The organism is Peribacillus sp. NPDC096448 (genome assembly GCF_044762675.1).
GTDB classification, from domain to species: domain Bacteria; phylum Bacillota; class Bacilli; order Bacillales; family DSM-1321; genus Peribacillus; species Peribacillus frigoritolerans_B.
This window is the reverse complement of record NZ_JBIWEU010000001.1, coordinates 14,162-37,964: the sequence shown is the minus strand read 5'-3', so window position 1 is coordinate 37,964 and position 23,803 is coordinate 14,162. Positions and strand designations below refer to the sequence as shown.

Genomic DNA, 23,803 nt, shown 5'->3' with positions numbered 1-23,803 from the left:
TAATTGAATTAGGAAATGTGAATGTTGCTTGCACATGTCCGACATCCAAGCTTTTTTTGGTGTAATGGAAGACTTCAGCAAAAAGAAAAACTCGGCGGATGCCGAGTCGCAATTAGAAATCTATATCCTGTTTAGGTTGTTGGTACCTCTTTACAGCTGGCTGACTGCCGCCTTGGTTTTGATTACTGCCTTGGTTTTGATTACTGCCTTGCTTTTGATTACTGTCTTTCTTGGATAGCATGGACTGTATCTTATCGACGACTTGAGGAGCTAAATCCATCATTTTTTCGAGAAGGTGCGTCCCTTCATCGAGATGAATCATTTTCACTCCATGGGAACCGACAATCAAAAAGGCAATTGGTGTTATGGAAACCCCACCGCCGCTACCGCCGCCAAAAGGCTGCTTGGAACCACCTTGCTGTCCTTGATGGTTTCCATCCATCACAAATTCGCTGCCACCGGCTGCAAACCCAAATCCCACTTTGGATACGGTTAAAATGACACTTCCATCAGGAGTTTCCACCGGATCCCCGATGATCGTGTTCACATCGACCATTTCTTTAAGATTTTCCATCGCTTCTTTCATTAAACCTTGGATTGGATGATCTGACATTTAAATTCCCTCCACTTAGAACGATTGTTTATTGGAATCACCTGAAAGCTTCGCTAATTTTCTCGACTTGAAATGCGGCTTTCCGCCTTTCCAATAACGAAGCAGTTTTATTCCAGTCACCATAGCCTGCCCGATTCTGAATTGTAATATGCAGGAAATCGACGTGTTTGCCTGCCATCTCTGAAAGTCTGGTGTAATGGAATAGGAGGGCATGATCCGAAAGTTGAAATAGGTTGTCAGCAAACCGATGATGGAACCTTTAAGCGCCCAGCATGCACCAGTTAAAACACCGGTGTGTGCAGCGTTTTTAGTACCGACCTTACTATGCCAGGTGAATTTTTTGACTTGGACTTTCCCGGCGAATTGACGGACGATCTTATGAAATCCGATAATATGCTGAAGCATCTCCAGAATGTCTGCGAATCCGTCACGCAAATCTTCGGCTGTATTCTTTTTCTTTTCTTCCTTTTTTGTTTTTCCGTTCATTTCTTGCTCTTCCTTTACTACTGCAGTGGTCGAGTCATCTTCCATTTTGATGACCGGAACCTTGAATGTATAGTGAAAAAGCCCATACCAAGCGGATAATTTAATATGTATTAGGTCATTCGTTTGGACACGTTTGTAATCGATGGACACTCTTACTTTAGTGAAAACAACAATAAGCAGCACCAAAATGAGGATACCTATAATCAACAAAAGCCACTTCATGCACCCACACCCCTTCAGCCTATCATTATCGGCATCTGCAAAAAAAATAAACCTGCAAAAGCGAAAATCACGCTCTTACAGATTTATGAATGGAAGAAATCATCTTCTGATCAACACAACGCCCGTGTCTGCAAAGACATCATGCAAAGCCTGTTTCTTCGGTAATAGGCCTGCCAAGAGATAGCCAATCCAAGTGACCTTTGAAATATAGCGGCCAATCAGCTCTCTGAACAATATCGTACCCCATGAAATGGTTTTTTTCTCTTCCTTCAATGCAACGACTTTCAGTCCAAAAATCATCTTGCCAAGGGTTTGGTTCAAGAATTTGGTCATCAAAACAAAATATAAGAAGAATACGACCCCCGTTAAGAAGCCCTCTGCGGAGAACCAGAGGTCATCTGTCCCTTCATAAAATTTAAAGATGGGATGAATCAAAATCCGGTTCAAGCTTCCGATAACCAGTAAATCGGCTAAATAGGCCCAAAACCTCATCCAAAAACCAGCAAAATGCACTTTCTTGACTTCGTCATCATCCACTGCCTTTTTGGCTGTTGTAAATTCCTGCTGAACGGGAACCTCTTGATCTGCCATTAGATTGGATGAAGCGATTTGTTCATTATTTTCATTTCGTTCCGTCATCAATTCAGCCCCCCTATTCCGCATACAAATACATTAGGCGTGGAGAATTTGAAGAGGAAAGGATTTTTGTCAAGACTGCCGTTTCCACATCATTTCCCAACATTTTTTGCGCACCCATACTGAATAATGAACCGAAGCCTACCTCATCTGTATAACGGATAACTTGAGCATCCTTTTTACCGATATCAGTTTTCATAGCGGCAATTACATCATCCAAATGGCCGAAATCATCGATAAGATGGTTTTCTATAGCCTGGCGTCCATCATAAATGCGTCCATCGGCAATTTCCCTTACTTCCTTCTCTGTCATACCGCGTCCGTCTGCAATGATTTTTACAAATTGATCATAGGAATTATCGATCATTTCTTGGAGTATTTCACGTTCTTCGCCTGTCATTTCCCGGGTTGGACTCATAATATCTTTGTGTGGTCCGCTTTTGATGGTTTGGAACTCAACACCATACTTCTTGGCCAATTTCTCGTAATTATAACCCTGCATGATGACTCCAAGTGAACCCGTCATCGTCTCTGGGCTTGCATAAATCTTATCGGCTGGTGCAGAAATATAATATCCGCCTGAAGCCGCCATAGACCCCATTGAAACATAGACAGGTTTTTTCACTTTCTTGATATCAAGGATCTTTTCATGAATCTCTGCACTTTCGACGACACCGCCGCCTGGAGAATTCACCCGAAGGATGATTCCTTTGATATCATCATTTTCCTCTGCCATCTTCAGCTTATCCATGAAGGCACGGTGATTGTATGTTGTTGAACTAAGTAATGAGGCTTCCCCTGTATCTTGAATCGTGCCCTCTACATCAAGTACGGCAATAACATTAGTGAAATCATCGCCTTCTATGACTTCCTCGTAAAATGCACTTTCGGAAGCAAATAATTCATCAATGATATTTTCCGTATCCGCTGTAAATAGAGTAGTGGCCGCCCCTACAGCAATAGAAACAAAAAATAAAACGGCTGCGATTCCAAGTGCCGCCCAACGCTTTCCATTCATCTGTTTTCCCCCTTAAATATATGTATCCTTCTTACCATACGAACTAATAACAAAAATGTTTCATTCCATGATAAACTAAGATATATAAAATTGTAGCAAAGAATCCTCTAATTGGAAATGCATTGGTCCATTTTGCACAATTTGCATGTATCGTAAACAGGATAAAGAAAGCCCTTTCATCACCATACATACTAGGGGGGAACATGATGAACACTCGAAGGAATATTTATTTTTTCCATGCTCCTAATGCAGAGATGCTAAGCAAGGTTGAATACTTGTCAGACTTGGCGAAGCAACATTCGTATGAAGTCATCCAGGATTTCACAAAAGCAAACATCATCGTAAGCATCGGTGATGACGGCACATTCCTGCAGGCAGCCCGTAAAACCGGGTTCAGGGATGATTGTTTATATGCGGGCATTTCCACCACAGGTAACTTGAATATGTATTGCGATTTCCACTTGGAAGATACGGATAAAATGATTGATGCCATGACAAGGGAGCAAATCGAGGTGCGTAAATATCCAACCATCGCTATCCAATTGGACGATCAGCCCTCCTTTTATGCCCTTAATGAGCTCAGTATCCGGTCTTCGATCACCAAAACGTTCATCATGGATATCTTCATTGATCAACTCCATTTTGAAACTTTTCGCGGGGACGGGATCATCATTGCGACTCCGACCGGAAGCACCGCCTATAATAAATCGGTCAATGGGGCCGTTGTCGATCCCCTCCTCCCTTGCTTCCAAGTGAGCGAGCTTGCTTCCATCAATAACAATACCTATCGGACCCTAGGTTCCTCATTCATCCTTAGCGGCGCCAAGACGTTGACCGTCCACCTTGAACAAAACGGACCAAGCTATCCGATCATCGGAATGGACAATGAAGCGTTAAGCATCAATCATGTCGAAAAGGTAAAGGTCCGGTTAAGCGGTAAAGTCATCAAGACCGTTAAGCTAAAAGACAATTCCTTTTGGGAAAAGGTTAAAAGGACCTTTCTCTAAACGAAATAAAGGTACCGGATATGATAACCGGTACCTTTATATATGATAAAAATCTTTCGTATTTTGATAAAGGATTTCATAGACATCCCCAATCGGCAATCCTTTAATTGAAGCAATTTGACGTACACTGTCATGCATCATGCCGGGATGGGTCCATTTCCCATTGAAAACCCCTTCAAACGGCCATGGTCCATCCGTTTCTATCATCATCAGCTTAAGTGGGTATGCCGAAACTAATTCCTGTATTTCCCTCTCATAACAAACATCTGGTGTAATCGAAATGCGGTAGCCCTTTTCGGCCATTCTTTCAACTGTCCGGATATCGCCTTTAAACCAATGAAAGTGTGCCTTCGTGATTTGATGCTTATCCAAAAGGTCGCAAACGATGGGTGCATCGTCATGGACGGCATGAAGGATAACCGGCTTTTCAACCTCTTTAGCTAAGGCCAGGAACCTCTCCAGTATCACTATATATGCTAAGTTATCAATATCGGGATTTTCCTGCCTTAAGTAATAGGGCAGCCCAACCTCACCTATGGCAACCATAGCTTGACTATGTTCCCGCATCCAGCTCAATAATTCGTACACTTCTTCATCACTCGGGAGGGGCTGCTCTGGATGAAAACCAAAGGCAGGCTTAATTCGTGAATCTTTGAGTGAAAGCTGATAATTGTTAATCGAAGAAGCCAAATTCATGGAAACAGTCAGCAAGGATTCCAACTGAACCTTTTCCATGTCATTCAGGATCTGCTTCCGCTTAACAACATCATACTTATCCAAATGGATATGGCTGTCGATGATTCTCAAATGTAATCGCCTCCTACTTAAGTAGTGAAAGTTGGCTTGAGTGCTGCATATAATTCTCTCTTCAAATGAAAAAACTCATCACTAAGAAGCTGTTCTTCTCTTCTTGGCCTTGAAAATGGAACTTTCACTTCTTTGATGACAGCAGCCGGTTTTGCTGATAACACATAAATTCTATCTGATAGGAAAACCGCTTCATCTATGCTGTGAGTAACAAAAAGCACCGACCTCCGATTTTCTTCCCAAACCGACAACAGCCATTTTTGCATTTGCAATCTTGTCAGTTCATCCAAGGCAGAAAAGGGTTCGTCCAGGCACATCAAGTCCTGTGGACTTAAGATACTCCGAATGAATGCGGCCCTTTGCTTCATGCCTCCAGATAATTCATGCGGATATGCTTTCTCGTACTCTTCTAAACCAGCTTTCATCAAAAGGGATTTTGCCTTTTCTTTATCTCTGATCCCAGCAATTTCACTTCCAAGCAAAACATTTTCCAATACCGTTCTCCAAGGTAAAAGGGAAGGCTGCTGAGGCATATAGCTGATATGGCCCTTTAAGCCATTTATCTTTTTACCATCCAGTGAAATGATGCCATGATCAGGCTTCAAAATGCCGCCGATCAAGTGGAACAATGTACTTTTACCGCTGCCCGATGGCCCGAGGATCGTAACAAATTCCCCATCATTCACATGGAAATTCATATTCTCTAATATATTCTGTTTACCATCGAAAGAATAGGAGACGTCTTTAATTTCGAGCTTCATCCTTTTCGCCCTCCTTTCTCTTCCAAGAAACTAAGTATTTCTCCAGGAAGGTGATGATTCCAAAAAAGATCAGGCTCATTCCCATAATGATGAAAATGGCTACAAACACCCGATCTGTCCTGAACGCTGAAGAAGCGAGAGTCATATAAACACCAATCCCCGATTTTGCCCCAAGCCATTCCGAAATAACAGCACCCATTACACTATAAGTGGCCGAAATTTTCAGGCCGGAGAAAATGAACGGGATCGAGTGAGGAAGTTCCAGCTTCCAAAATAACTGGCTTTTTCCCGCTCCCATCATCTTGAAATAATGCTTAAGCTCGTATGGTGTCTGGCGAAAACCGTCCAATGATGCAACCGCAACCGGAAAAAAACATACCAGCGAAATCACGATTAACTTAGGCAGCATGCCAAAGCCAAACCAGATCACCAATAGCGGCGCCAAAACAATGATAGGTATATTTTGTGATAGTATGAGCAGAGGATAAACCGCGTCCTTCACACCTGGAAAAAGGTGCAGAATTGCCGCGATCAATAAGCCGATGCAGCTTCCAATAAAAAAACCCGACAACGCAAGCTCCGTTGTGGATATAAGGTGTCCGTAAAGATTGCGGGACGACTCAATTCCTTCAATAAAAATGGCCGATGGAGCGGGAAGCAGCCATTCTTCGACTTTCAATAAGACTGTCACTGACTCCCATACTATCAGCAACAATAATAAAAGAAAGAAGGGAGCCCCCTTCTTCCAAATTCCCCTTCCGATCATGCCCGATATTTCTCCGTTAACGTATCCATCGTAATCCCGCTTGGCTGATATAATATTTTCACTTGGGAAATGACATTCGGCGATCCTATTTCAATCATTCTTACATTCATTTTTTCTATCACGGCAAAAAGTTCGGAAAGCTCACCCTCCATTGTCGTTTCAAGCGGGTGAACCTCATACTTGACACCTGATTCTTCAATGATCTTGATTGCTTCATCGACCATAGGGATGACATTTTCCCCTTTAGGAATAATTTGTATGCTAATTAATGAGTTGGCCATTGCATTTCCTCCTATTTTGGTAAAAATTCATTGGTAAATGCCTTTTCAGGATCGAAATCACCTTCAAGAAGCTTATTTTCAGTCATCCAATCACTGTAATTCTTCCAAATTTCAAGCTTTTGTTCACCCCATCGCGGAGCATCATCCTGATACTTGTCTGCAAGCCACTCCTGGCTTTTCTTTACTAGTTTTGCATCAAGATCCGGTGCAGACTTAATTAACATGCCTGCTGCATCATCAGGATTCTTAATCGCATACTGGTACCCTTTCGAAGCTGCATGAACGAATGCTTTAACAGTCTCGGGATCTTCTTTTATCATCTTTTCATTTGTAGTCAAAACAGGCGTATAGTAATCAAGCTTATCAGAGTATTCGGTTAAGTAAACCATATTAAGCTTTTCATTTCGCAACTCAGCCTCAATGCCTGTCCAACCATAATAAATCCAGGCAAAATCTATATCCCTTTTAACCGAAGTGAAAAAATCCATGTCTCCTGTATTGACTATGTCCACTTCATTTACATCCGCATTTTCTTTTTTCATGAGTGAATCAATTATGGCCTTTTCAACCGGAGATCCCCAGCCACCATACGTTTTCCCTTCAAAATCCTTGGGAGTTTTAATGTCCTTTGCCTCAGGGGAAGCGAATCCCGAGGTATTATGCTGGATGACAGCAGCTACCGAAACAATCGGCACGCCCTGCACGCGGGCCTGCGTTATGCCCTCCTGGTAGCTCACGCCAAATTCAGATTTCCCTGAAGCGACAAGCTTATCGGCTCCAGCTTCACCTGGCATGATAATTTCCACATCAAGACCTTGATCTTTAAAATAACCTTTTTCCTTGGCTACATACAATCCAGTATGGTTTGTATTCGGTGTCCAATCGAGCACGACCGATACCTTTTTTAATTCTTCATTTTTAGATGCTTCTTCTTTTTCATTAGTTCCGCCTGCTCCGCATCCAGCCAAAAGGAACAACGAAGTTAACAGTGGTAAGAATTTATTCAAGTCATTATCCTCCTACACATCTTATAAGTTCCATATGCCGGAACATAATGGGGCTCCAGGGTCTATTCAAATACTGGATAAAAAAGCAAAAAACGCCCGAAGATGAATTCGGACGTTAACATACAAAACAGAAAATCAGTAATAATATGTTCCCTCCGCTGGCATCATCCAGATCAGGTTCAAAGAGTCAGCATCTAAAGGATGCAATCTCAGCCAGCAGTACTGGCCCCCCTACATTTCTCGCACATATGAACTTTTCTCTCTCATTATATCAATTCATAGGGAAAAAGGAATACTAATTTGCTTCTTATCACTAATTGGAAAGGTATTCCTGGCACTTTAGGATATCTAGCAAAACAGCTTTTCGAACGAAAATCATTGGAAGCAAACTAAGTCTGCCTCTTTTCATTCCAATCATTCTTGGCTGCAACGGTGGCGGACACGTTCCAAATAGTCATTTCTTTGCAAGCATTCATATAATGTGCATTACCTGTAGACATTTTTGTTTACTGGTTTTATTAAACCCTTAATTTCATAAGCAAAAGGTGGATATGATCATGATAAAGATTAATCAAAAATGGTTAGATGTCAGTCAAATCCAACCAGGTACAGCATCTGCTAAATCGCTTGAAACTCTTCAATGCTTGGCGGAAGATTCTAACGTTTTTGAATACCGGAACTTTGGGGATTTCAATTTCGAGATACAGCTGAGGAACCGAGTCATACAGGCAGCTATTGCGTTGGATAAAAGCGGTCCGGAATTTTCCACACTTGAGGAATCTCAATCCAATCAACAATATTGGCACCTTTCAAAGGATGGCACCTTTACCCTTCAGCCAGGGATTCTCCCCCATGCTGCACTCGTTGACATTTTCATGAATGGAAGGCTTTATGCCTTCGAATGCGGGACAGCGATAGTCGTCACTTTTTTAAAGGCGATTTTGGATTTAATCGGCCCTAGGAATTTCGACTATCTTTTTTCAGATCTATTTTTATATGATTGGCGCCCTCCAAGGAATATGGCTCTTATCGTTCACCAAGGACGGGATTATTTACCAGGTGATTGCGTTTACTTCAAAAACCCTGATCACGACGAGGCAACTCCTGAATGGCAAGGTGAAAATGCGATATTATTAGGAAATGGCCTCTTTTATGGCCACGGGATCGGGATTACCACTGCACAGGGAATCATCAATGAATTGAATAGCAATAGAAAGCCGTACGCCACCATATCAGCATTCCTGACAACGCATATCATTTTCCTGGATAGTTCCTTCTATAGACAATTCCAACAAAATTTCCCCCGTGCAAAGCCCGGTAACAGTCCTGCCAGCCTTTCCGATTGTATTGTTTCTGAAATAGGTTCGAAGATATACCTCTCATGACCCTTTAGTTCCCATGCCGTAAAACCACCGGCATAAAAAAATGCTTGGGGAGAGATCTCCCAAGCATTTTTTCTTTTCACGCCCCAATATTCCCTTTGCCTTTGAACCTGCGGGCACTTGCCTGACCCCATTTCGTTATGGATAGTGTATAAACAGCCAAGGCTGACCATATGAACAAAAAGGCTAAAAGATGTGCTTTGGTGAAACTTTCATGATAGACGAATACCCCGATCAATAAAGATAAGGTCGGAGCGATATACTGAAAAATGCCAAGCATCGATAACGGGATCTTCTCCGCCCCTTTTGCAAAATATAAAAGAGGCAATGCCGTGGCAATACCGCCGCCCACCAACAGCAAGCTTGTGCTCCCATCTGTAAAGAATTGCATTTCTGACCGGTTCATCAAGTATATCAGGTAACCCAGGGCCAGGGGCGTTACCATCATCGTTTCGAGCGTCAGCCCGATCGCCGATTCGGCCTTGATCATTTTTTTTGCCAGACCGTATAATCCAAAGGTCATGGCCAAAACAAGAGAGATCCACGGGATCGTGCCGAAATGAATGCCAAGGATCAAGACTCCGATTCCTGCAAGCAGGAATGAAATGATTTGGGCCCCGCTCAATTTTTCTTTTAAGACTATCACTCCCAATAGTACACTGACTAGCGGATTGATATAATATCCAAGGCTCGTGTCGAGGATGCGGCCAGAGTTAACGGCCCATATGAACACTCCCCAATTAGCTGTAACAAGCAGTGAGGCCGTTAGTAATGCCGTAAAGAGTTTCGGATTTCCCATTATGTTTTTGACATAATTAAGAAACGCTTGCCATTTTTTCATGAACATCAATAAAACCAGCATGAACACGAAAGACCATAATACCCTCTGAGCTAAAATTTCTATTGCACCGACTCCCTGAAGGAACTTCCAGTAAATCGGCACAACTCCCCACATCATGTAAGAAAGGGCTGCATAAATCGCCCCTTCTTTTTGTTCATCCACTTTCATAACAAGCCTTCTTTCCATTTACATTCCTTTATCTAATTCCAACTAACAATTTTGTATTTCCATTTCTTTTTTTGCAACTGTTAATTTTTATCATACATGATTTTGTCATCAATGACCGTCATGACCGCCTCAGCTTTCAGGAGATCATCCGGCGCAACAGCAAAGACATCCAGATTAAACACGGTAAAATCGGCATCGTACCCTTTATTGATCACACCGCGGCGTTTTTCCTGCCCGATTGCTGCAGCACTCCCCTTGGTATACAGTGCGAAAGCCTCGTAAACGGAAAGCCTTTCACCCAAGCCATATACAGTACGGTCCTCACTGTTGATTTTCATCCTTGTGACAGCAGCATGAATGCCCAAAATCGGATTTAAGGGTTCAATGGGTGCATCCGATCCCCCCGCACAAATGATGCCCAAATTCAAATAGGTTTTCCAGGCATAGGAGAATTCCAACAGATCGGCAGGAACCTTTTCTTCCACCCACGGAAAATCGGATGGGACGAAACCCGGTTGGATATCAAAGATTACCGGCAGCTTTGCCGCCCGCTCCAACAGCTCCGGCCGGACAATCTGCGCATGGATGAGCCGGTCCCTCTGTCCCTTTTTCGGGGGGAGGGCTTCAATTGCATTCAAGACATATTCAAAAGCGAGATCGCCAATCGCATGGACAGCAATCGGCATTCCGGCAGCCCTTGCTTTTTTCACCCATTCCTGAAGCTCGTTTTCAGTGAATATCGCAACTCCATTCGTATTCTTTTGATCTACATAAGGTTTGCTCAACAAGGCTGTGCGTCCGCCTAAGGAGCCGTCGGTAAATATCTTCATGCTATCGAATTTGATGTATCGCGTACCTTTCTGATAGCCGCCGCCTGCTGCCAGCATTTCTTCAAACGCTTCGTGATGGACGAGTAAGTTGGCGCGAAAGGCCATTTCCCGGTCCTCGATTACCGATTTAAACGCCTGATATGTCGGCATGAAGCCATTGTAGTAATGGAGGTCCTCAGTATGTACGCCAGTCAAACCTAGCTTATATGCGTCTTCTATGGCCTCTGTGAGCGCGTTTTCGATATACTCTTGATCAATGCCGGGAAGGCTGTCTAAAATAAGGTTCTGCGCCTGACTTTCTTTAAATAGACCATTTAAACGTCCGTCAGGATATCGGCAGATCACCCCGCCTGGAGGTTCTTTTATATCTTCTTTAATATCCGCTTCCAAAAGGGCGCGCGAATTGACCACCAAGGCATGCCGGCAGATCCTTTTCAATACGATGGGATGATCTGCCGAAATCGCGTCAAGCTCATCCCGTAATATCAATTCAGGGCTCGGCCATTCATTTTCATTCCACCCTTCGGCAACGATCCACTTTCCGGCCGGGGTCTTTGAGCACTTTTCCTTCAAGGATTTCATGATCGACTCCCTGCTATCCATCAAAGAGAGGTCTAAACGAAGCAGCCTTTCACCATGCCCGACCAAATGAAGGTGACTATCCACTAACCCCGGAAGCATCGTTTGTCCTTTTAAGTCGATTTCCCTGGAAATATTGCCGGCATATTCATTTTTCAAATGGTCCAGGCTGCCGGTATCAACAATTACCCCCTTTTCAGTGTATACTGCCTCCACTTGATCATTTTCTTTAATCATCGTATAAATCGACCCATTGAACCATAACGTTCCCATTCCAGCTTTACACTCCTTATTAAATGATTGTTACTGTGCAGATATGCAGTAAGTGTACCATCTCATATCACGAATTCCCATATTTATGCTTTTACCCAAGCCCTTGCCAATAAAAAAAAGCCAGCCTTGGAGGCTGACGGTCATGCATTTCGATCAATTATTAAGGAGTGCTTCTTCCCTTTTCCGTAAATCCACCCGTTTGATTTTACCTGATGTCGTTTTGGGCAGCTCTTCTAAAAATTCGATTTTCCTTGGATATTTATATGGGGCAGTCAATTCCTTCACGTGCGATTGAAGCGTCTTGATCAAGTCCTGGCTGTTCGGATCGATATCATCCATCAAGACGACATACGCCTTGACCACATTTCCCCTTATTTCATCTGGACTTGCTATAACGGCACACTCTTTAACATATGGATGCTTAACGAGTGCATCTTCCACTTCAAACGGTCCGATCGTATATCCCGAGCTGATGATGATATCATCAGAACGGCCCTCAAACCAGAAATAACCATCTTCATCCTTTTTCGCTTGATCGCCGGTGATATAATAGTCCCCACGGAATTGCTGCGATGTCCGCTCGGGATCTTTAAAATATTCTTTAAAGAGAGCAGGTGTATCGACATGTACGGCAATATCCCCCACTACGCCTGGAGAACAGGGTTTACCGGAATCATCGATGATTTCGACATGGTTGCCCGGAGTCGGTTTGCCCATGGAGCCCAATTTAATATCCATGCCTTTCGTTACACCCACCAATAGGGTATTTTCGGTCTGCCCATATCCATCACGCACTTCAATCTGGAAATGGTTTTTAAAGACCTCGAACACTTTTTGATTTAAAGGCTCTCCCGCTGATACAGCACTATGAAGATGGGATAAATCATAGTCATCAAGGTTATCCACCTTTGCAATCAATCGATACTCGGTTGGTGTGCAGCATAATGCATTCACTTTGTAGTCCTGAAGCAGCTGAAGATATTTTTTCGCCTCGAACTTCCCATGATAGGCAAGGCCTGTCGCTCCTGTTCCCAGAACCGCCAGGAAAGGACTCCAGATCCACTTTTGCCACCCTGGGCCTGCAGTTGCCCAAACGACATCCGTTTCACTTATGCCGAGCCAGTTTGCAGCAGACGTTTTCAAATGGGCATAAGCCCATCCATGTGTATGGACGACCCCTTTTGGATTCCCTGTCGTTCCGGAAGTATACGATAAGAATGCCATATCCTCACTCTTCGTGTCGGCCATGGTCAGCTGATCGGATTCCTCATCTGCGAGCTCATTTAAATCCAGCCAATTTTCGATTCGTTTTCCGATTGAAAATTTCAGGAGGCTTTCCGCTCCTTCTATTTCATTCAATTCATCAGTATATTCATGATAACTTATGATTCCTTTGACATCACCATGGTTGACCCGATACTGCAAGTCCTTTGCACGAAGCATTTCAGAACAAGGTATGACAATCATGCCAATTTTCAATGCGGCTAAATACACTTGATAAGCTTCCACCAAACGAGGGATTATGATAAGGACCGTGTCACCTTTACCCAGTCCTTTTTTCTTGAAAGCATTTCCAATTTTATTTGCACTTTTTAATAAATTCTCATATGTAAGTTGTTTTTTATCTCCGGTTTCGTTCTCCCAAAGTACGGCAACTTTACCTGGATCTTTTGCATAACGTTCCATTTCACTCACTAAGTTGTAATGTTCCGGAGCCAATAAGTCTTCACGCTTCATATTCTTCCCTCCAATTATGAACTCTTAGTACCTACTCATTATACAAGAGAATTCTCTAAAATTTCTATTTATTTTTACAAATAAGTAAAGAGAGCAGGTGTAGGAATCCGCTCTCTTTAGCCTGTAGACAACTCAAAAGTGAGTTTGCCTGTTTTTTTCTTTTTAAAAAATTCCAGCTGATTTCTGAAATCCGCTCCCTTTCCGCCGACTGCGTGCCAAGCCTCATCAAAGCAAGCGTCTGTGGGGTCTTGGCTAACCAGTTTTTCGGCAGGAGTGTCGCAAATCTCTTCAATCCAATAAAGGTTACAGTAAAAAACAGGAAGGATTAACTTGTCTTGTTTTAAAAGCATGGCTCGGCATTAGAGCATTCCGAACCTCCAATAGTAGATAAATTCTAAGAAAGCGAATTTGCCTGCGTTTTTCCTAAAAAAAACATTCCAGTAGATTGGAACGAAAGGCGCGAGAATCCTGCGGGGAAACGTGTCCAAGGGAGACCCTACAGGCGCAAAGAGCGCCGAGGGTCATTCGCCCGCGGAAAGCGAGTGCCTGGAGAGGAAATCAACGTTCAATTTTACAAACCCTCAAAAAAAGTTCCAACTGTTTTCAGAAAATCCTATGAGGTTTCATATTTTATAAAACAGGAAAAGATTATGTAGTAAAACAAAGTCTTTTTAATATTGGTCCAAAATTCATTAGATCGTTAGGCCGTTTTTTGAGATACACCGCATTTTATTGGCCGTCCACGAATTAAGTCCGCAAACTAAAAGAGAGCGGGTGTTGGAACCCGCTCTCTGTAGCCATATTTATTAAATTATCTGTTGAAACCTCCGCCTAATTGTTGTTCAGCCATTTGAACAAGGCGTTTTGTGATTTCTCCACCAACTGAACCGTTAGCGCGAGATGTTGTGTCGGCACCAAGTTGTACGCCGAATTCTGTAGCGATTTCAAATTTCATTTGTTGTAGAGCTTGTTCAACTCCTGGTACCAATAATTCGTTTGAGCTGTTGTTGTTTGCCATGTGTGTTTCACCTCCTTGTGATTATAGAGTGTGTTAAAACACATGGCTTCATTCGCACATTTCTATTGGTAATTACAGGATATTAGAATAAGTCTTCCAGCGCTTCTTCCTTATCGAAAGTCTGGCCAGGTTTAACCGTTATTATTTCTGTTTCGGAGACCGCTTTTTCAATCAAGGATTCAAAGTCGACAAAGCTTTCATAGTAATTGACTTTTTCACGTTTCGGTTTCGTTTTTGGGCTTGCCGGCGTAAAGACCGTACAGCAATCCTCGTACGGCAGATTGGATATTTCAAAAGTATCGAGCTCTCTTGCTATTTTGATGATTTCTGTCTTATCCATGGTAATCAGCGGACGCAGGATCGGTGTATTCGTCACCTCATTGATGGCAAACATGCTGCTCATCGTCTGGCTCGCAACCTGTCCAAGGCTTTCACCGGTGATCAGTGCCATGGCTTCTTCCTTTTCACGGATTCGATCGGCGACCCGCATCATTAAACGACGGGTTGTAGTCATTGAGTAGTTTTCCGGAATTTGTTTTTGAATCAATAATTGGATTTCCGTAAAAGGAACGATATGCACTTTCATGCTTCCATTTATTTCTGCCAGCTTGCCCGCCAAATCAATGACCTTTTGACGTGAACGTTCGCTTGTGAACGGTGGGCTGTAAAAATGGATCGCTTCCACGTCCAATCCCCGTTTCATCGAAAGGAATCCTGCAACAGGGCTATCAATCCCGCCTGAAAGCATCAGCATCGCCTTCCCGCTTGAACCGAATGGAAGACCGCCTGCCCCCTGGATGATTTCACCTGTCAAATACACGGCTTCGCGTCTCACTTCTACTAACAGGTTCAAATCAGGGTTCTTTACATCCACTTTTAAATCTTCTGTATTTCGGAGCAAATGCCCTCCGATTGCCCTGTTAATTTCATCGGTATTATATGGAAAATCCTTATCGGCGCGTTTTGTCGTGATTTTGAACGTGTTTACCTCTTCAAGAGTATGATTAAGGTAATACAAAGCTGCCGTTTTCATCACTTCCAGATCACGTTCTATTTTTATTGCAGGGCTTAATGACTGGATTCCAAAAATACCCTTCAATCGGTCAATGACCGGCCTATGGTCCGCACCGTTCAGGAGAACGTACATCCGTTCCCGATTGGCTGTAAGCACTACGCCTTCTATATCTCTTAAACTCCAGCGGATATGTGCTTTCATTTTGTCTACAAAGCCTTTACGGTTTCTTTTTTTAGTGGAGATTTCTCCATAACGGATAATTATATGATCAAATTTCATTTAGCAACCCTCATTATTTTTTCTAAATTAGCGACTATTTTCTGAATCGCCGCCAGAACTCGCTTTGCTTCTTCCATTTCATTGCCATAGGTAGTACTGATTCGGATGACGCTTTCGGAACGAGCTGAATTATGGAACATCGCATCCACCGTTTTGCTTATCGTCCTTTTTTTCGAAGAACAGGCACTAGTTGTCGAAACATATATTCCTTCCGATTCAAGTGCATGCAGCAATACCTCGGATTTAAGTCCCGGAACGGAAAAATTCACAATATGGGGTGCACCCTCTTCGGGACTGTTAACCAACACCCCGTCCATTTCCTTCAAACCTTTATATAAATAAGTTTTGATTTGCTGAAGCTTATCATGATACAGCAATTGATTGTTCATACTAATACGCAAAGCCTTCGAAAGGGCGACGATTCCCGCAACATTTTCGGTGCCGCTCCTGATTTTCGTTTCCTGATTGCCACCATGGAAAAGCGGATCGACCCGAACGCCTTCACGAACATAAAGGATGCCCGTCCCCTTCAAACCGTGAACCTTGTGGCCGGAAATTGTACATAAATCCACATTGGCTTCACGCAATGATAACGAAACTTTGCCTGCTCCCTGTACATTATCGACATGAAAGAGAACGTTTGGGTATTGTTTTAACAATTTGCCCACTTCAGCAATTGGCTGAATCGAGCCAACTTCATTATTAACATGCATGACGGAAACCAAAATGGTATCTTCCCTCATTACATCCTTAAGATCCGTTACATCAATTTGTCCAAATTCGTTAACGGGAAGATATGTGATCTCATAACCCATTCTCGTCAATGATTGGCATGCATCTTCTACAGAAGGATGTTCAATCGCTGTCGTGATTATGTGTTTGCCGCGATTTCCCTGAGAGTGGGCTGCCCCTTTAATGGCAAGATTATTTCCTTCCGTTCCCCCGGAAGTGAAATATATTTCCGAACTCTTCACCTTTAATAAATCAGCAATCTGCTTTCTTCCAGCGGAAAGCAGTTTTTCGGATTGCACCCCAAGTCCATGAAGCGAAGAGGGGTTCCCGAAATAGTCCGAAGTAACCTTCATGAATGATTCGATTACTTCGGGATATGGTTTTGTTGTTGCACTATTGTCAAAATAAATCATGGGTTCACCTTCCATGTTTTTTTATCTATGATGGTCACTCTACTGAATATAAGTTTAAATGTTGCTGTTGCAACTTCTAATATTAACATAATTGAATTTGAAAGAGAATGTAAAACACTGGTCCAAGGATGATAGATTCCTTCTTCTTTTTAATCCCGGGAATGTTTTAACTTTCCACCTATCTATAAAAAGAAAAAAACCCGCCATGGCGGGTTTTCAGGAAAGGACTTCTTCTATGTTCGCCCCGATTTTTCGTAAACTGCCTGGGTCGACCTTTTCTATGGCAGTGGCTGCCGTTTCCAATGCGGCTTGATATTCATAGCTTCGGAATTTCGCTTCGGCTTCCCTTAGGCTCTCGGCTACCATATCGTGACTGCTTCGATAACGATTTCCGAATTGGATCACCTTTTCCGCCAAATACATATGCTCGATCAATTCCTGGGCTTTTTCGTGGACCTTATTCACCTGTTGAACCGCTTTTTCCAAATAAATATAAACAGCGGCCATGTCCAGCGGCTTTTCTTCAAGTTTACCCTGAACGTCATCCATGCTTTCTTTGGCATCCTGAAGCACCACTTTATACTCTTCTGGAAGGCCTGGAATATTGCTTTTTGAAATTAAACGTCCAGTATCGACCATTTTGCGCTTCAATTCAGCCAGTGAATCCCTGGCATCCATTTCATCTTTTCGTAGAGCCTGTAATTTAACGGTAAAGTCTTTCTGATTTTCCTGTAATTCCTTCAACTGTACTGCAAGCCCCTGCATCTCTTCGCTGATAAGCGAGCTTGCCATCACATTATCCTCCATTTTCAAGACGAGCAATTGATGGCGTTTAGCAATCTGGGCAATCTGCTTTTCCATTTTCCGTTGCGCATCAAGCTCATTTTCCGTCAGATGATACGTGTGTTGAACATGTATGGTTTCAACTTTAAGTTTATCGTTTTCATATTCAAGGTCACTAATCGTTTTCCTGAGAACTTCATCATTTTTCAAGATATACTGTTTTGAAAGTACTTCTTTTTCCAAAAGGTCATAAAGCACCTCAATGCTTTCGCGCATTTCTTTAATGCCTTTTTCCACTGCTTCCGTTTCTGCATTTTCCAATTGTGTTTTATAAAGATCCAGTTCTTCCTCAAGCCGTGATATCTCCTGCTCGAATTGGATATGGCTCAACAGGTACCCCTGTCCTGACATCTCCTCATAACCATCCTTCAATTCATTAAGCTGGGAATGCAGCTCGGATTGGCTATCAACCAATAATTTTGGGAGCATTTCCATTTTAACTGACAGAGCCGCCAATTTATCCTTAATGGAGAGAACAAGCTCCCTCGCATTCAAATAATTGCCGTTCACGGTCTCTTCTTCATATTTCTGAAGGATCTGCAATACTTCATCCAAGGAGCTTTCCAGCTTATCAGCCGCTTTCCCGTAATTATGCCTGTGTGCAAGCAGGGATTTCTTCAGTTGACGGTAGGATTCTTTAATATCCTCAATTTCCAATCGATTCTTTTCCTCACTGCCTACGAGTTCATTCAGTTCGTATAAGATCTTTTTGATCATTTCCTCGATTTCATTCAGCTTGACTGTAATTTTGCGCTGTACCTCTTTTGATTTGCTGAAACGGTATTTATCGACGAATTCCTCGGCATCGAATAATAGCTCTTCGACTTCGGGCATATGATCCGTAATGATGGCGTCCCATTCAATGCGCCAGTTTTCGAACATTTCCTCTGTTTCACCTGTCATGTTCAATTGTTTGACTTTAGAAAGCTCTTCCAGCACGGGGCGGTGCATGATGCTTATTTTCCAGGATTCCAGCCGATCGATTTCTTTAAAATATCTCTTTTTGAAAAAATAACCCCAAATGATGAAAATCAAAATTAATACAATTACCCCAATTATGTAATCCATGGTAAGCCCCCTGTTCTAGTCCTTACAGTCTTGCACGTTTATATATAAATTGTAAAAATGTTAAATTTAATGTTTTTATGATACCATGTTAGCAATAATTTTTGACGAGAAAAATGATTTTTTTGTAGAAAATTGCTACAAATACCTGTTTTTTGGGAGGGAAGGACCATGAAAGCTGACGGTCATGTGCACACTCCGTTTTGCCCTCACGGCTCTACGGATAAATTCGATGAATATATTACGCGGGGAATCGAGCTAGGATTAAAGGAAATCACATTTACGGAACATGCTCCATTGCCACGAAATTTTCAAGATCCTACGCCTGAAAAAGACAGCGGCATGGACGCTGCCCTGCTCCTGGATTACTTTCAAGAGCTCTGCGTACTGAAAGAACGCCATAAAGACAAAATCCTGATCAAAACAGGTCTGGAGGTTGACTTTATAGAGGGGTATGAAAAAGAAACAAAAGAATTCCTCGACGAAATCGGAGAATTCCTTGATGATAGTATACTTTCCGTCCACTTCATCAAGCATCAAAACAGTTGGCATTGTATCGATTTCAGCGAAAGTGGGTTTGGTGAGATTGCCAATGAACTAGGTTCAGTGGACTCGGTTTATGCCAAATATTACGATACACTGGAAAAATCAATAGAATCTGATTTAGGCATTTATAAACCAAAACGGATCGGGCACATTACGCTTGTCCACAAATTCCAGCATCGATATCCGCCGGCATCGAGTTTTGACGAGCGTGTTTACAAGGTTCTCGAAATAATCAAGGATCAAAGATATGAACTGGATTATAATGGAGCTGGGCTTGTAAAGCCGCTATGCGGTGAACCCTACCCTCCTGAACGATTTGCAAAGCGTGCAATAGATCTCGGCATTCCGCTCATTTACGGTTCCGATGCCCATCAGGCTAAAGATTTGGGTCAGGGCCATCAGGCACTGATTGCAGGGTTTAATGGGTAACTTGTATACACTTCAGCCCCGGCCAGCTAACAGTGGCTGCAGGTCTTCGGCAATGAAAAGGGTATCTTGCAGAAAACGTCCGACTTCATTGGCATACATATTCGTGTAATAGGCTTCCTGCGGGAATACATGAAGCACATCCATCGCATAATGGGTATGCAGGACAGGGGCCGTCAATAATCCCTTCAACTGCAGCATATACATGGGAACGGAAACCTGTTGGAAACTCCTGCTCTTGATTCCTTGTTCCAAAATATATTGAAAATAAGATTTTTCCTTTGTAAAATAAGTCGAATGAATTTCGCGGTTTAAATTGGAATCGAGTGAAGATTCCCCATATATGAACCGTGCAGCAAGGAAGTTTTCCCTCTGGAAAGAGAGGATATCCTTTACAAGGTTCATCAAGCAATGCTGCGGGCCTTTATGTTCAAGCAGTGTCATGTTCGTCTCAAGGACCAGGATATATTCTTCTAAATAGGAAGTGAAACAGAATTCCAGCAACCCCTGCTTATTCTTGAAATAGTAGGCAATATTGGCAGCGTTCACTTTCGCTTTATTCGCAATATCCCGTATGGATGTAGCATGATAGCCTTTTAAATGAAATAAATGCAATGCAGCTTCCACAATGGCTTGTTTCGTTGGCGTCTGGCGATTCATTCAGGCAATCCCTCGCTTTCTTTGAGACAAGTCTTGTGGACTACTTCTTCACGGAAGAGCCTGAATCCTTTAGTAAGTTATCGACAATTTCCCAACAAAGGAGCATCATGATTAGAAAGTGCTGTAAAAATTTGAGGAAGACGGGTGAACGCTTTTGTTTAATGTCGAAATGTATCAAGGAAAAAAAGAAAAAAACTATGAACTGGTCCAAAAACAACTACTTGCCTTAATCGAAGATGAAACGAACCGGATAGCCAATTTAAGCAATGCGGCAGCTTTACTTAATCAGTTTCTCGATGAGATTAACTGGGTTGGTTTTTATTTATATGAAGAAGACCAATTAATACTAGGACCCTTCCAGGGGCTACCAGCCTGTGTCCGCATTCCAATGGGCAAGGGCGTATGCGGGACTTCAGCAGCAACTGAAAAAACCCTGCGCATTGCGGATGTCCACCAATTCCCTGGACATATCGCCTGCGATGCGGCATCAAGATCTGAAATTGTCATACCGCTCATGAAGGATGGAAATTTGCTCGGTGTCCTCGATATCGACAGCCCGATAACGGACCGTTTTGACGAAATGGATCAGCAAGGACTGGAGAAATTCGCTGAAATCCTTTCCAATCACCTATAAAAGTTAAAGGGAGCGGCATTCCTTGCCTGCTCCCTTTATTACAGGACTCCATGTCCATGTCCCCTGCCCTTTCCTGAATTCTTCTCAATATATAACGCTTCATCAGCCCTGTTTCCTTAGCATCATTTAACCGTGAAATGCAAAGGCTCCCAAATAATGCCGGAAACCATCCGTAATTTTTGGATTCATTATCTCATTATAAAATTGCATTTTTCCTGCCGCCATTCTCTATTCCTTAATTAATCACAACTGTCCTTGACTCATTGAGCAGAATATTATACAATACTCTTTGTGTAAAATATTGCAGCCTATGTGACAGCCTTTATGTTCTCATTTTGTTCCTCAATACGGAGGTGTATCTCGTAACCCTCTGCTGCTAGGGCGAAGGTACATGAAAACAAAATGGTCATGATCGTACATTCACACGGTTTTTATTTTACCAAAATAAAAACATTTAAAGGAGGAGTCATCCTATGGCTCGTTATACTGGCCCAAGCTGGAAACTATCCCGTCGTTTAGGAATTTCCCTAACAGGTACTGGTAAAGAATTAGAAAAACGCCCTTATGCTCCAGGACAACATGGTCCTAACCAACGTAGAAAAATTTCTGAATACGGAATGCAACTACAAGAGAAACAAAAACTTCGTCACATGTACGGAATCACTGAACGTCAATTCCGCACAATGTTCGACCGCGCTGGCAAACTTAAAGGTGTACATGGTGAAAACTTCATGATTCTTCTTGAATCACGTCTTGACAACCTAGTTTACCGTCTTGGTTTAGCTCGTACGCGCCGTCAAGCACGTCAACTTGTTAACCACGGTCACATCACTGTAGACGGAAGCCGCGTAGACATTCCATCTTACAAAGTGTCTCTTGGACAAACAATCGCAGTTCGTGAAAAATCACGCAACTTCTCAATCATCAAAGAATCAGTTGAAGCAACTAACTTCGTTCCTGATTTCCTTACTTTCGATGCTGAGAAGTTAGAAGGTACTTTCACTCGTTTACCAGAACGTTCTGAATTGCCTGCTGAAATTAACGAAGCTCTTATCGTTGAGTTCTACTCTCGTTAATAACTTCAAAGCCCCCATCCTTGGATGGGGGTTTTTTTGCACCTAAACACCTTTGCATGACAAAGCCCGGCTGAGTTTCAGCCGGGCCTTGAACAATCATTTCACTAATGTGTATTTCTTCTTGCCGCGACGAACGAGGATGAACTCCCCTTCAATCTTGGCAGCTTCCGTCACTACATATTGCAGATCGGTCACTTTCTCCCCATTTATGGAGATTGCCCCGTTCTGGATATCTTCACGGGCTTGACGCTTTGATGGCGAAATTTTCGCTTCAACGATTAAATCGACCAAACTGATATCTTCCTTGCTTTCACGTTCGAAGCTAGGGACATCTTTAAAGCCCAATTTGATTTCCGCTGCACTTAAATTCTTCACCTCACCGCTGAATAGGGCGGCAGAGATTTTGATTGCTTGGTTAAGAGCTTCCTGACCATGAATCAAACGGGTCATTTCTTCCCCTAAAGCTTTTTGCGCTTTACGCAAATGCGGTTCGTTTTGTACGGATTGCTCTAACTCTTCAATCACCTCACGAGATAGGAAAGTGAAGAATTTCAGGTATTTCACGACATCTGCATCAGCTGTATTGATCCAGAATTGGTAAAATTCATACGGAGTCGTTTTTTCCGGGTCAAGCCAAATCGCTCCGCCTTCCGTTTTACCGAATTTCGTTCCATCCGCTTTCGTTACGAGCGGGATCGTCATACCGAATGCTTTGGCATTCTCATCATTGGATTTCCTGATCATTTCAAGGCCTGTCGTAATGTTGCCCCATTGATCACTGCCGCCAATTTGCAATTTACAGTCGTAATTGCTGTATAAATGACCGAAATCAATTCCTTGTAAAATCGTGTACGCAAATTCAGTAAAGGAAATTCCCGTATCCAAGCGGGAAGCAACCGTATCTTTTGCCAGCATGTAGTTAATGCCGATGTATTTCCCGTAATCACGCAAGAACGTAACCATATCGATTTTACCTATCCAGTCATAGTTATTGACCATGACTGCACCATTTTCACCGTCGAATTCAAAGATGTGGGATAGCTGCCCTTTTATGCAGTCTGCATTATAAAGCACTTTTTCCAGCGTTTGCAGCTGACGTTCCTCTTTTTTACCGCTTGGATCACCGATGAGTCCTGTCGCACCGCCTACAAGCACAAGGGGACGATGACCGTGCTGCTGGAAACGGCGCAATGTCAAGAATGGCAATAGATGTCCGATATGCATACTATCCGCAGTTGGATCGACACCACAGTATAAAGAAATTTTCTCTTTTTCCAAAAGGCTCTTAAAACCCTCTTCATCCGTTTGTTGATAAATAATCCCTCTCCACTCGAGGTCTTTAAGCAATTCCATTAAATATTCCTCCTCCATCTTAGAAAAAACCCGCAAAAAGCACACAAAAACGCCCCTTCATAAATATGAAGGGACGAATGAATTCGCGGTACCACCCAACTTGAGGACATAACATGCCCTCCGCTCAAGACGAATAACGGTCGTCAGCCGTTTCCTGCTACTAATCATTTCACAGCAAATGCTCCAGGAAGTAATTCATCATACCATTTGTACCGATTTCCACTAACCACCGGCTCTCTGAAACAGGGATAGTCTGACTACTGGGTCCTATCATCGCGATCATTTAATCATTTTATAGTTGTTAATAAACTTTTATCATACATAAGAAT

General features: G+C 42.7%; 23 protein-coding genes, 1 riboswitch and 1 other annotated feature. Of the genes, 5 read left to right on the top strand and 18 right to left on the bottom strand.

Annotated features, from left to right (window positions below):
• Positions 1–112: 112 nt before the first annotated feature.
• The 4 genes from ytfJ to sppA all read right to left on the bottom strand — a co-directional run bounded on the left by ytfJ (position 113) and on the right by sppA (position 2,975).
• Positions 113–613 (bottom strand): GerW family sporulation protein, encoded by a 501-nt coding sequence (gene ytfJ / locus ACIQ0C_RS00175; protein WP_403055817.1) that lies wholly within the window; start codon positions 611–613, stop codon positions 113–115.
• 15 nt (positions 614–628) lie between these two features.
• Positions 629–1,321: a DUF2953 domain-containing protein gene (locus ACIQ0C_RS00170; RefSeq protein ID WP_403055814.1), complete on the bottom strand. Its 693-nt coding sequence runs from the start codon at positions 1,319–1,321 to the stop codon at positions 629–631.
• A 99-nt stretch (positions 1,322–1,420) separates the two neighbouring features.
• Positions 1,421–1,960, bottom strand: coding sequence for an RDD family protein (locus tag ACIQ0C_RS00165; RefSeq protein WP_402835321.1), 540 nt, complete (start codon positions 1,958–1,960; stop codon positions 1,421–1,423).
• 13 nt (positions 1,961–1,973) lie between these two features.
• A complete protein-coding gene (gene sppA, locus ACIQ0C_RS00160; protein WP_403055811.1) occupies positions 1,974–2,975 on the bottom strand; it encodes a signal peptide peptidase SppA in 1,002 nt (333 codons plus the stop codon).
• Between the two features lie 206 nt (positions 2,976–3,181).
• Between sppA and ACIQ0C_RS00155 the strand changes: the two genes are divergently transcribed.
• Positions 3,182–3,982, top strand: coding sequence for an NAD kinase (locus ACIQ0C_RS00155; RefSeq protein ID WP_402835490.1), 801 nt, complete (start codon positions 3,182–3,184; stop codon positions 3,980–3,982).
• A gap of 36 nt (positions 3,983–4,018) precedes the next feature.
• Here the strand turns inward: ACIQ0C_RS00155 and ACIQ0C_RS00150 are convergent, their stop codons facing one another.
• The 5 genes from ACIQ0C_RS00150 to ACIQ0C_RS00130 are packed head-to-tail and all read right to left on the bottom strand — an operon-like array spanning position 4,019 to position 7,604.
• Positions 4,019–4,789 (bottom strand): TatD family hydrolase, encoded by a 771-nt coding sequence (locus tag ACIQ0C_RS00150; protein ID WP_403055808.1) that lies wholly within the window; start codon positions 4,787–4,789, stop codon positions 4,019–4,021.
• A 17-nt stretch (positions 4,790–4,806) separates the two neighbouring features.
• On the bottom strand, positions 4,807–5,550 hold the full coding sequence (locus ACIQ0C_RS00145) for an ABC transporter ATP-binding protein (protein ID WP_403055805.1): 744 nt from the start codon (positions 5,548–5,550) through the stop codon (positions 4,807–4,809).
• Positions 5,534–6,316, bottom strand: coding sequence for an ABC transporter permease (locus ACIQ0C_RS00140; RefSeq protein ID WP_402835325.1), 783 nt, complete (start codon positions 6,314–6,316; stop codon positions 5,534–5,536). The genes ACIQ0C_RS00145 and ACIQ0C_RS00140 overlap by 17 nt, the downstream gene beginning before the upstream one ends.
• On the bottom strand, positions 6,313–6,597 hold the full coding sequence (locus ACIQ0C_RS00135) for a thiamine-binding protein (RefSeq protein WP_034309193.1): 285 nt from the start codon (positions 6,595–6,597) through the stop codon (positions 6,313–6,315). Before ACIQ0C_RS00135 ends, ACIQ0C_RS00140 begins: the two co-directional genes overlap by 4 nt.
• Before the next feature lie 11 nt (positions 6,598–6,608).
• Entirely contained in the window at positions 6,609–7,604 is a 996-nt protein-coding gene (locus tag ACIQ0C_RS00130) for an ABC transporter substrate-binding protein (protein WP_403055802.1), read from the bottom strand.
• Between the two features lie 133 nt (positions 7,605–7,737).
• A riboswitch (TPP riboswitch) is annotated at positions 7,738–7,847 on the bottom strand.
• Positions 7,848–8,161: 314 nt separating this feature from the next.
• Between ACIQ0C_RS00130 and ACIQ0C_RS00125 the strand changes: the two genes are divergently transcribed.
• Complete coding sequence (locus ACIQ0C_RS00125) at positions 8,162–8,989, top strand: protein-glutamine gamma-glutamyltransferase (RefSeq protein WP_402835327.1); 828 nt, start codon at positions 8,162–8,164, stop codon at positions 8,987–8,989.
• A gap of 76 nt (positions 8,990–9,065) precedes the next feature.
• On the opposite strand, the gene rarD is transcribed toward ACIQ0C_RS00125, so the two are convergent.
• The 7 genes from rarD to ezrA all read right to left on the bottom strand — a co-directional run bounded on the left by rarD (position 9,066) and on the right by ezrA (position 18,782).
• Entirely contained in the window at positions 9,066–9,995 is a 930-nt protein-coding gene (gene rarD, locus ACIQ0C_RS00120) for an EamA family transporter RarD (protein ID WP_403055799.1), read from the bottom strand.
• An 80-nt stretch (positions 9,996–10,075) separates the two neighbouring features.
• Entirely contained in the window at positions 10,076–11,677 is a 1,602-nt protein-coding gene (locus ACIQ0C_RS00115; RefSeq protein WP_403055797.1) for an amidohydrolase, read from the bottom strand.
• A 153-nt stretch (positions 11,678–11,830) separates the two neighbouring features.
• Positions 11,831–13,414, bottom strand: coding sequence for an acyl-CoA synthetase MbcS (gene mbcS, locus ACIQ0C_RS00110; RefSeq protein ID WP_403055794.1), 1,584 nt, complete (start codon positions 13,412–13,414; stop codon positions 11,831–11,833).
• A gap of 811 nt (positions 13,415–14,225) precedes the next feature.
• Positions 14,226–14,432, bottom strand: a complete 207-nt coding sequence (locus tag ACIQ0C_RS00105) for an alpha/beta-type small acid-soluble spore protein (protein ID WP_309077266.1) — start codon at positions 14,430–14,432, stop codon at positions 14,226–14,228.
• Between the two features lie 82 nt (positions 14,433–14,514).
• Positions 14,515–15,726: a tRNA uracil 4-sulfurtransferase ThiI gene (thiI, locus tag ACIQ0C_RS00100; protein WP_403055790.1), complete on the bottom strand. Its 1,212-nt coding sequence runs from the start codon at positions 15,724–15,726 to the stop codon at positions 14,515–14,517.
• Positions 15,723–16,871, bottom strand: coding sequence for a cysteine desulfurase family protein (locus ACIQ0C_RS00095; protein ID WP_403055787.1), 1,149 nt, complete (start codon positions 16,869–16,871; stop codon positions 15,723–15,725). Before ACIQ0C_RS00095 ends, thiI begins: the two co-directional genes overlap by 4 nt.
• Positions 16,872–17,087: 216 nt before the next feature.
• On the bottom strand, positions 17,088–18,782 hold the full coding sequence (gene ezrA / locus ACIQ0C_RS00090; protein ID WP_402835332.1) for a septation ring formation regulator EzrA: 1,695 nt from the start codon (positions 18,780–18,782) through the stop codon (positions 17,088–17,090).
• A 168-nt stretch (positions 18,783–18,950) separates the two neighbouring features.
• On the opposite strand from ezrA, the gene hisJ reads away from it, so the two are divergent.
• Positions 18,951–19,754: a histidinol-phosphatase HisJ gene (hisJ, locus tag ACIQ0C_RS00085; protein WP_403055784.1), complete on the top strand. Its 804-nt coding sequence runs from the start codon at positions 18,951–18,953 to the stop codon at positions 19,752–19,754.
• A 12-nt stretch (positions 19,755–19,766) separates the two neighbouring features.
• Here the strand turns inward: hisJ and refZ are convergent, their stop codons facing one another.
• The gene (gene refZ, locus ACIQ0C_RS00080) at positions 19,767–20,411 is read right to left on the bottom strand and encodes a forespore capture DNA-binding protein RefZ (RefSeq protein ID WP_402835334.1); all 645 of its coding nucleotides are present in this window, start codon (positions 20,409–20,411) and stop codon (positions 19,767–19,769) included.
• A gap of 154 nt (positions 20,412–20,565) precedes the next feature.
• On the opposite strand from refZ, the gene ACIQ0C_RS00075 reads away from it, so the two are divergent.
• Together ACIQ0C_RS00075 and rpsD are read left to right on the top strand one after the other, a co-directional pair.
• Positions 20,566–21,045 (top strand): GAF domain-containing protein, encoded by a 480-nt coding sequence (locus ACIQ0C_RS00075; protein WP_402835335.1) that lies wholly within the window; start codon positions 20,566–20,568, stop codon positions 21,043–21,045.
• 473 nt (positions 21,046–21,518) lie between these two features.
• Entirely contained in the window at positions 21,519–22,121 is a 603-nt protein-coding gene (gene rpsD, locus ACIQ0C_RS00070; RefSeq protein ID WP_137018135.1) for a 30S ribosomal protein S4, read from the top strand.
• 96 nt (positions 22,122–22,217) lie between these two features.
• Here the strand turns inward: rpsD and tyrS are convergent, their stop codons facing one another.
• Positions 22,218–23,474 (bottom strand): tyrosine--tRNA ligase, encoded by a 1,257-nt coding sequence (gene tyrS, locus ACIQ0C_RS00065; protein ID WP_403055781.1) that lies wholly within the window; start codon positions 23,472–23,474, stop codon positions 22,218–22,220.
• A 66-nt stretch (positions 23,475–23,540) separates the two neighbouring features.
• Positions 23,541–23,757 (bottom strand) — a binding site (T-box leader).
• Between the last annotated feature and the right edge of the window lie 46 nt (positions 23,758–23,803).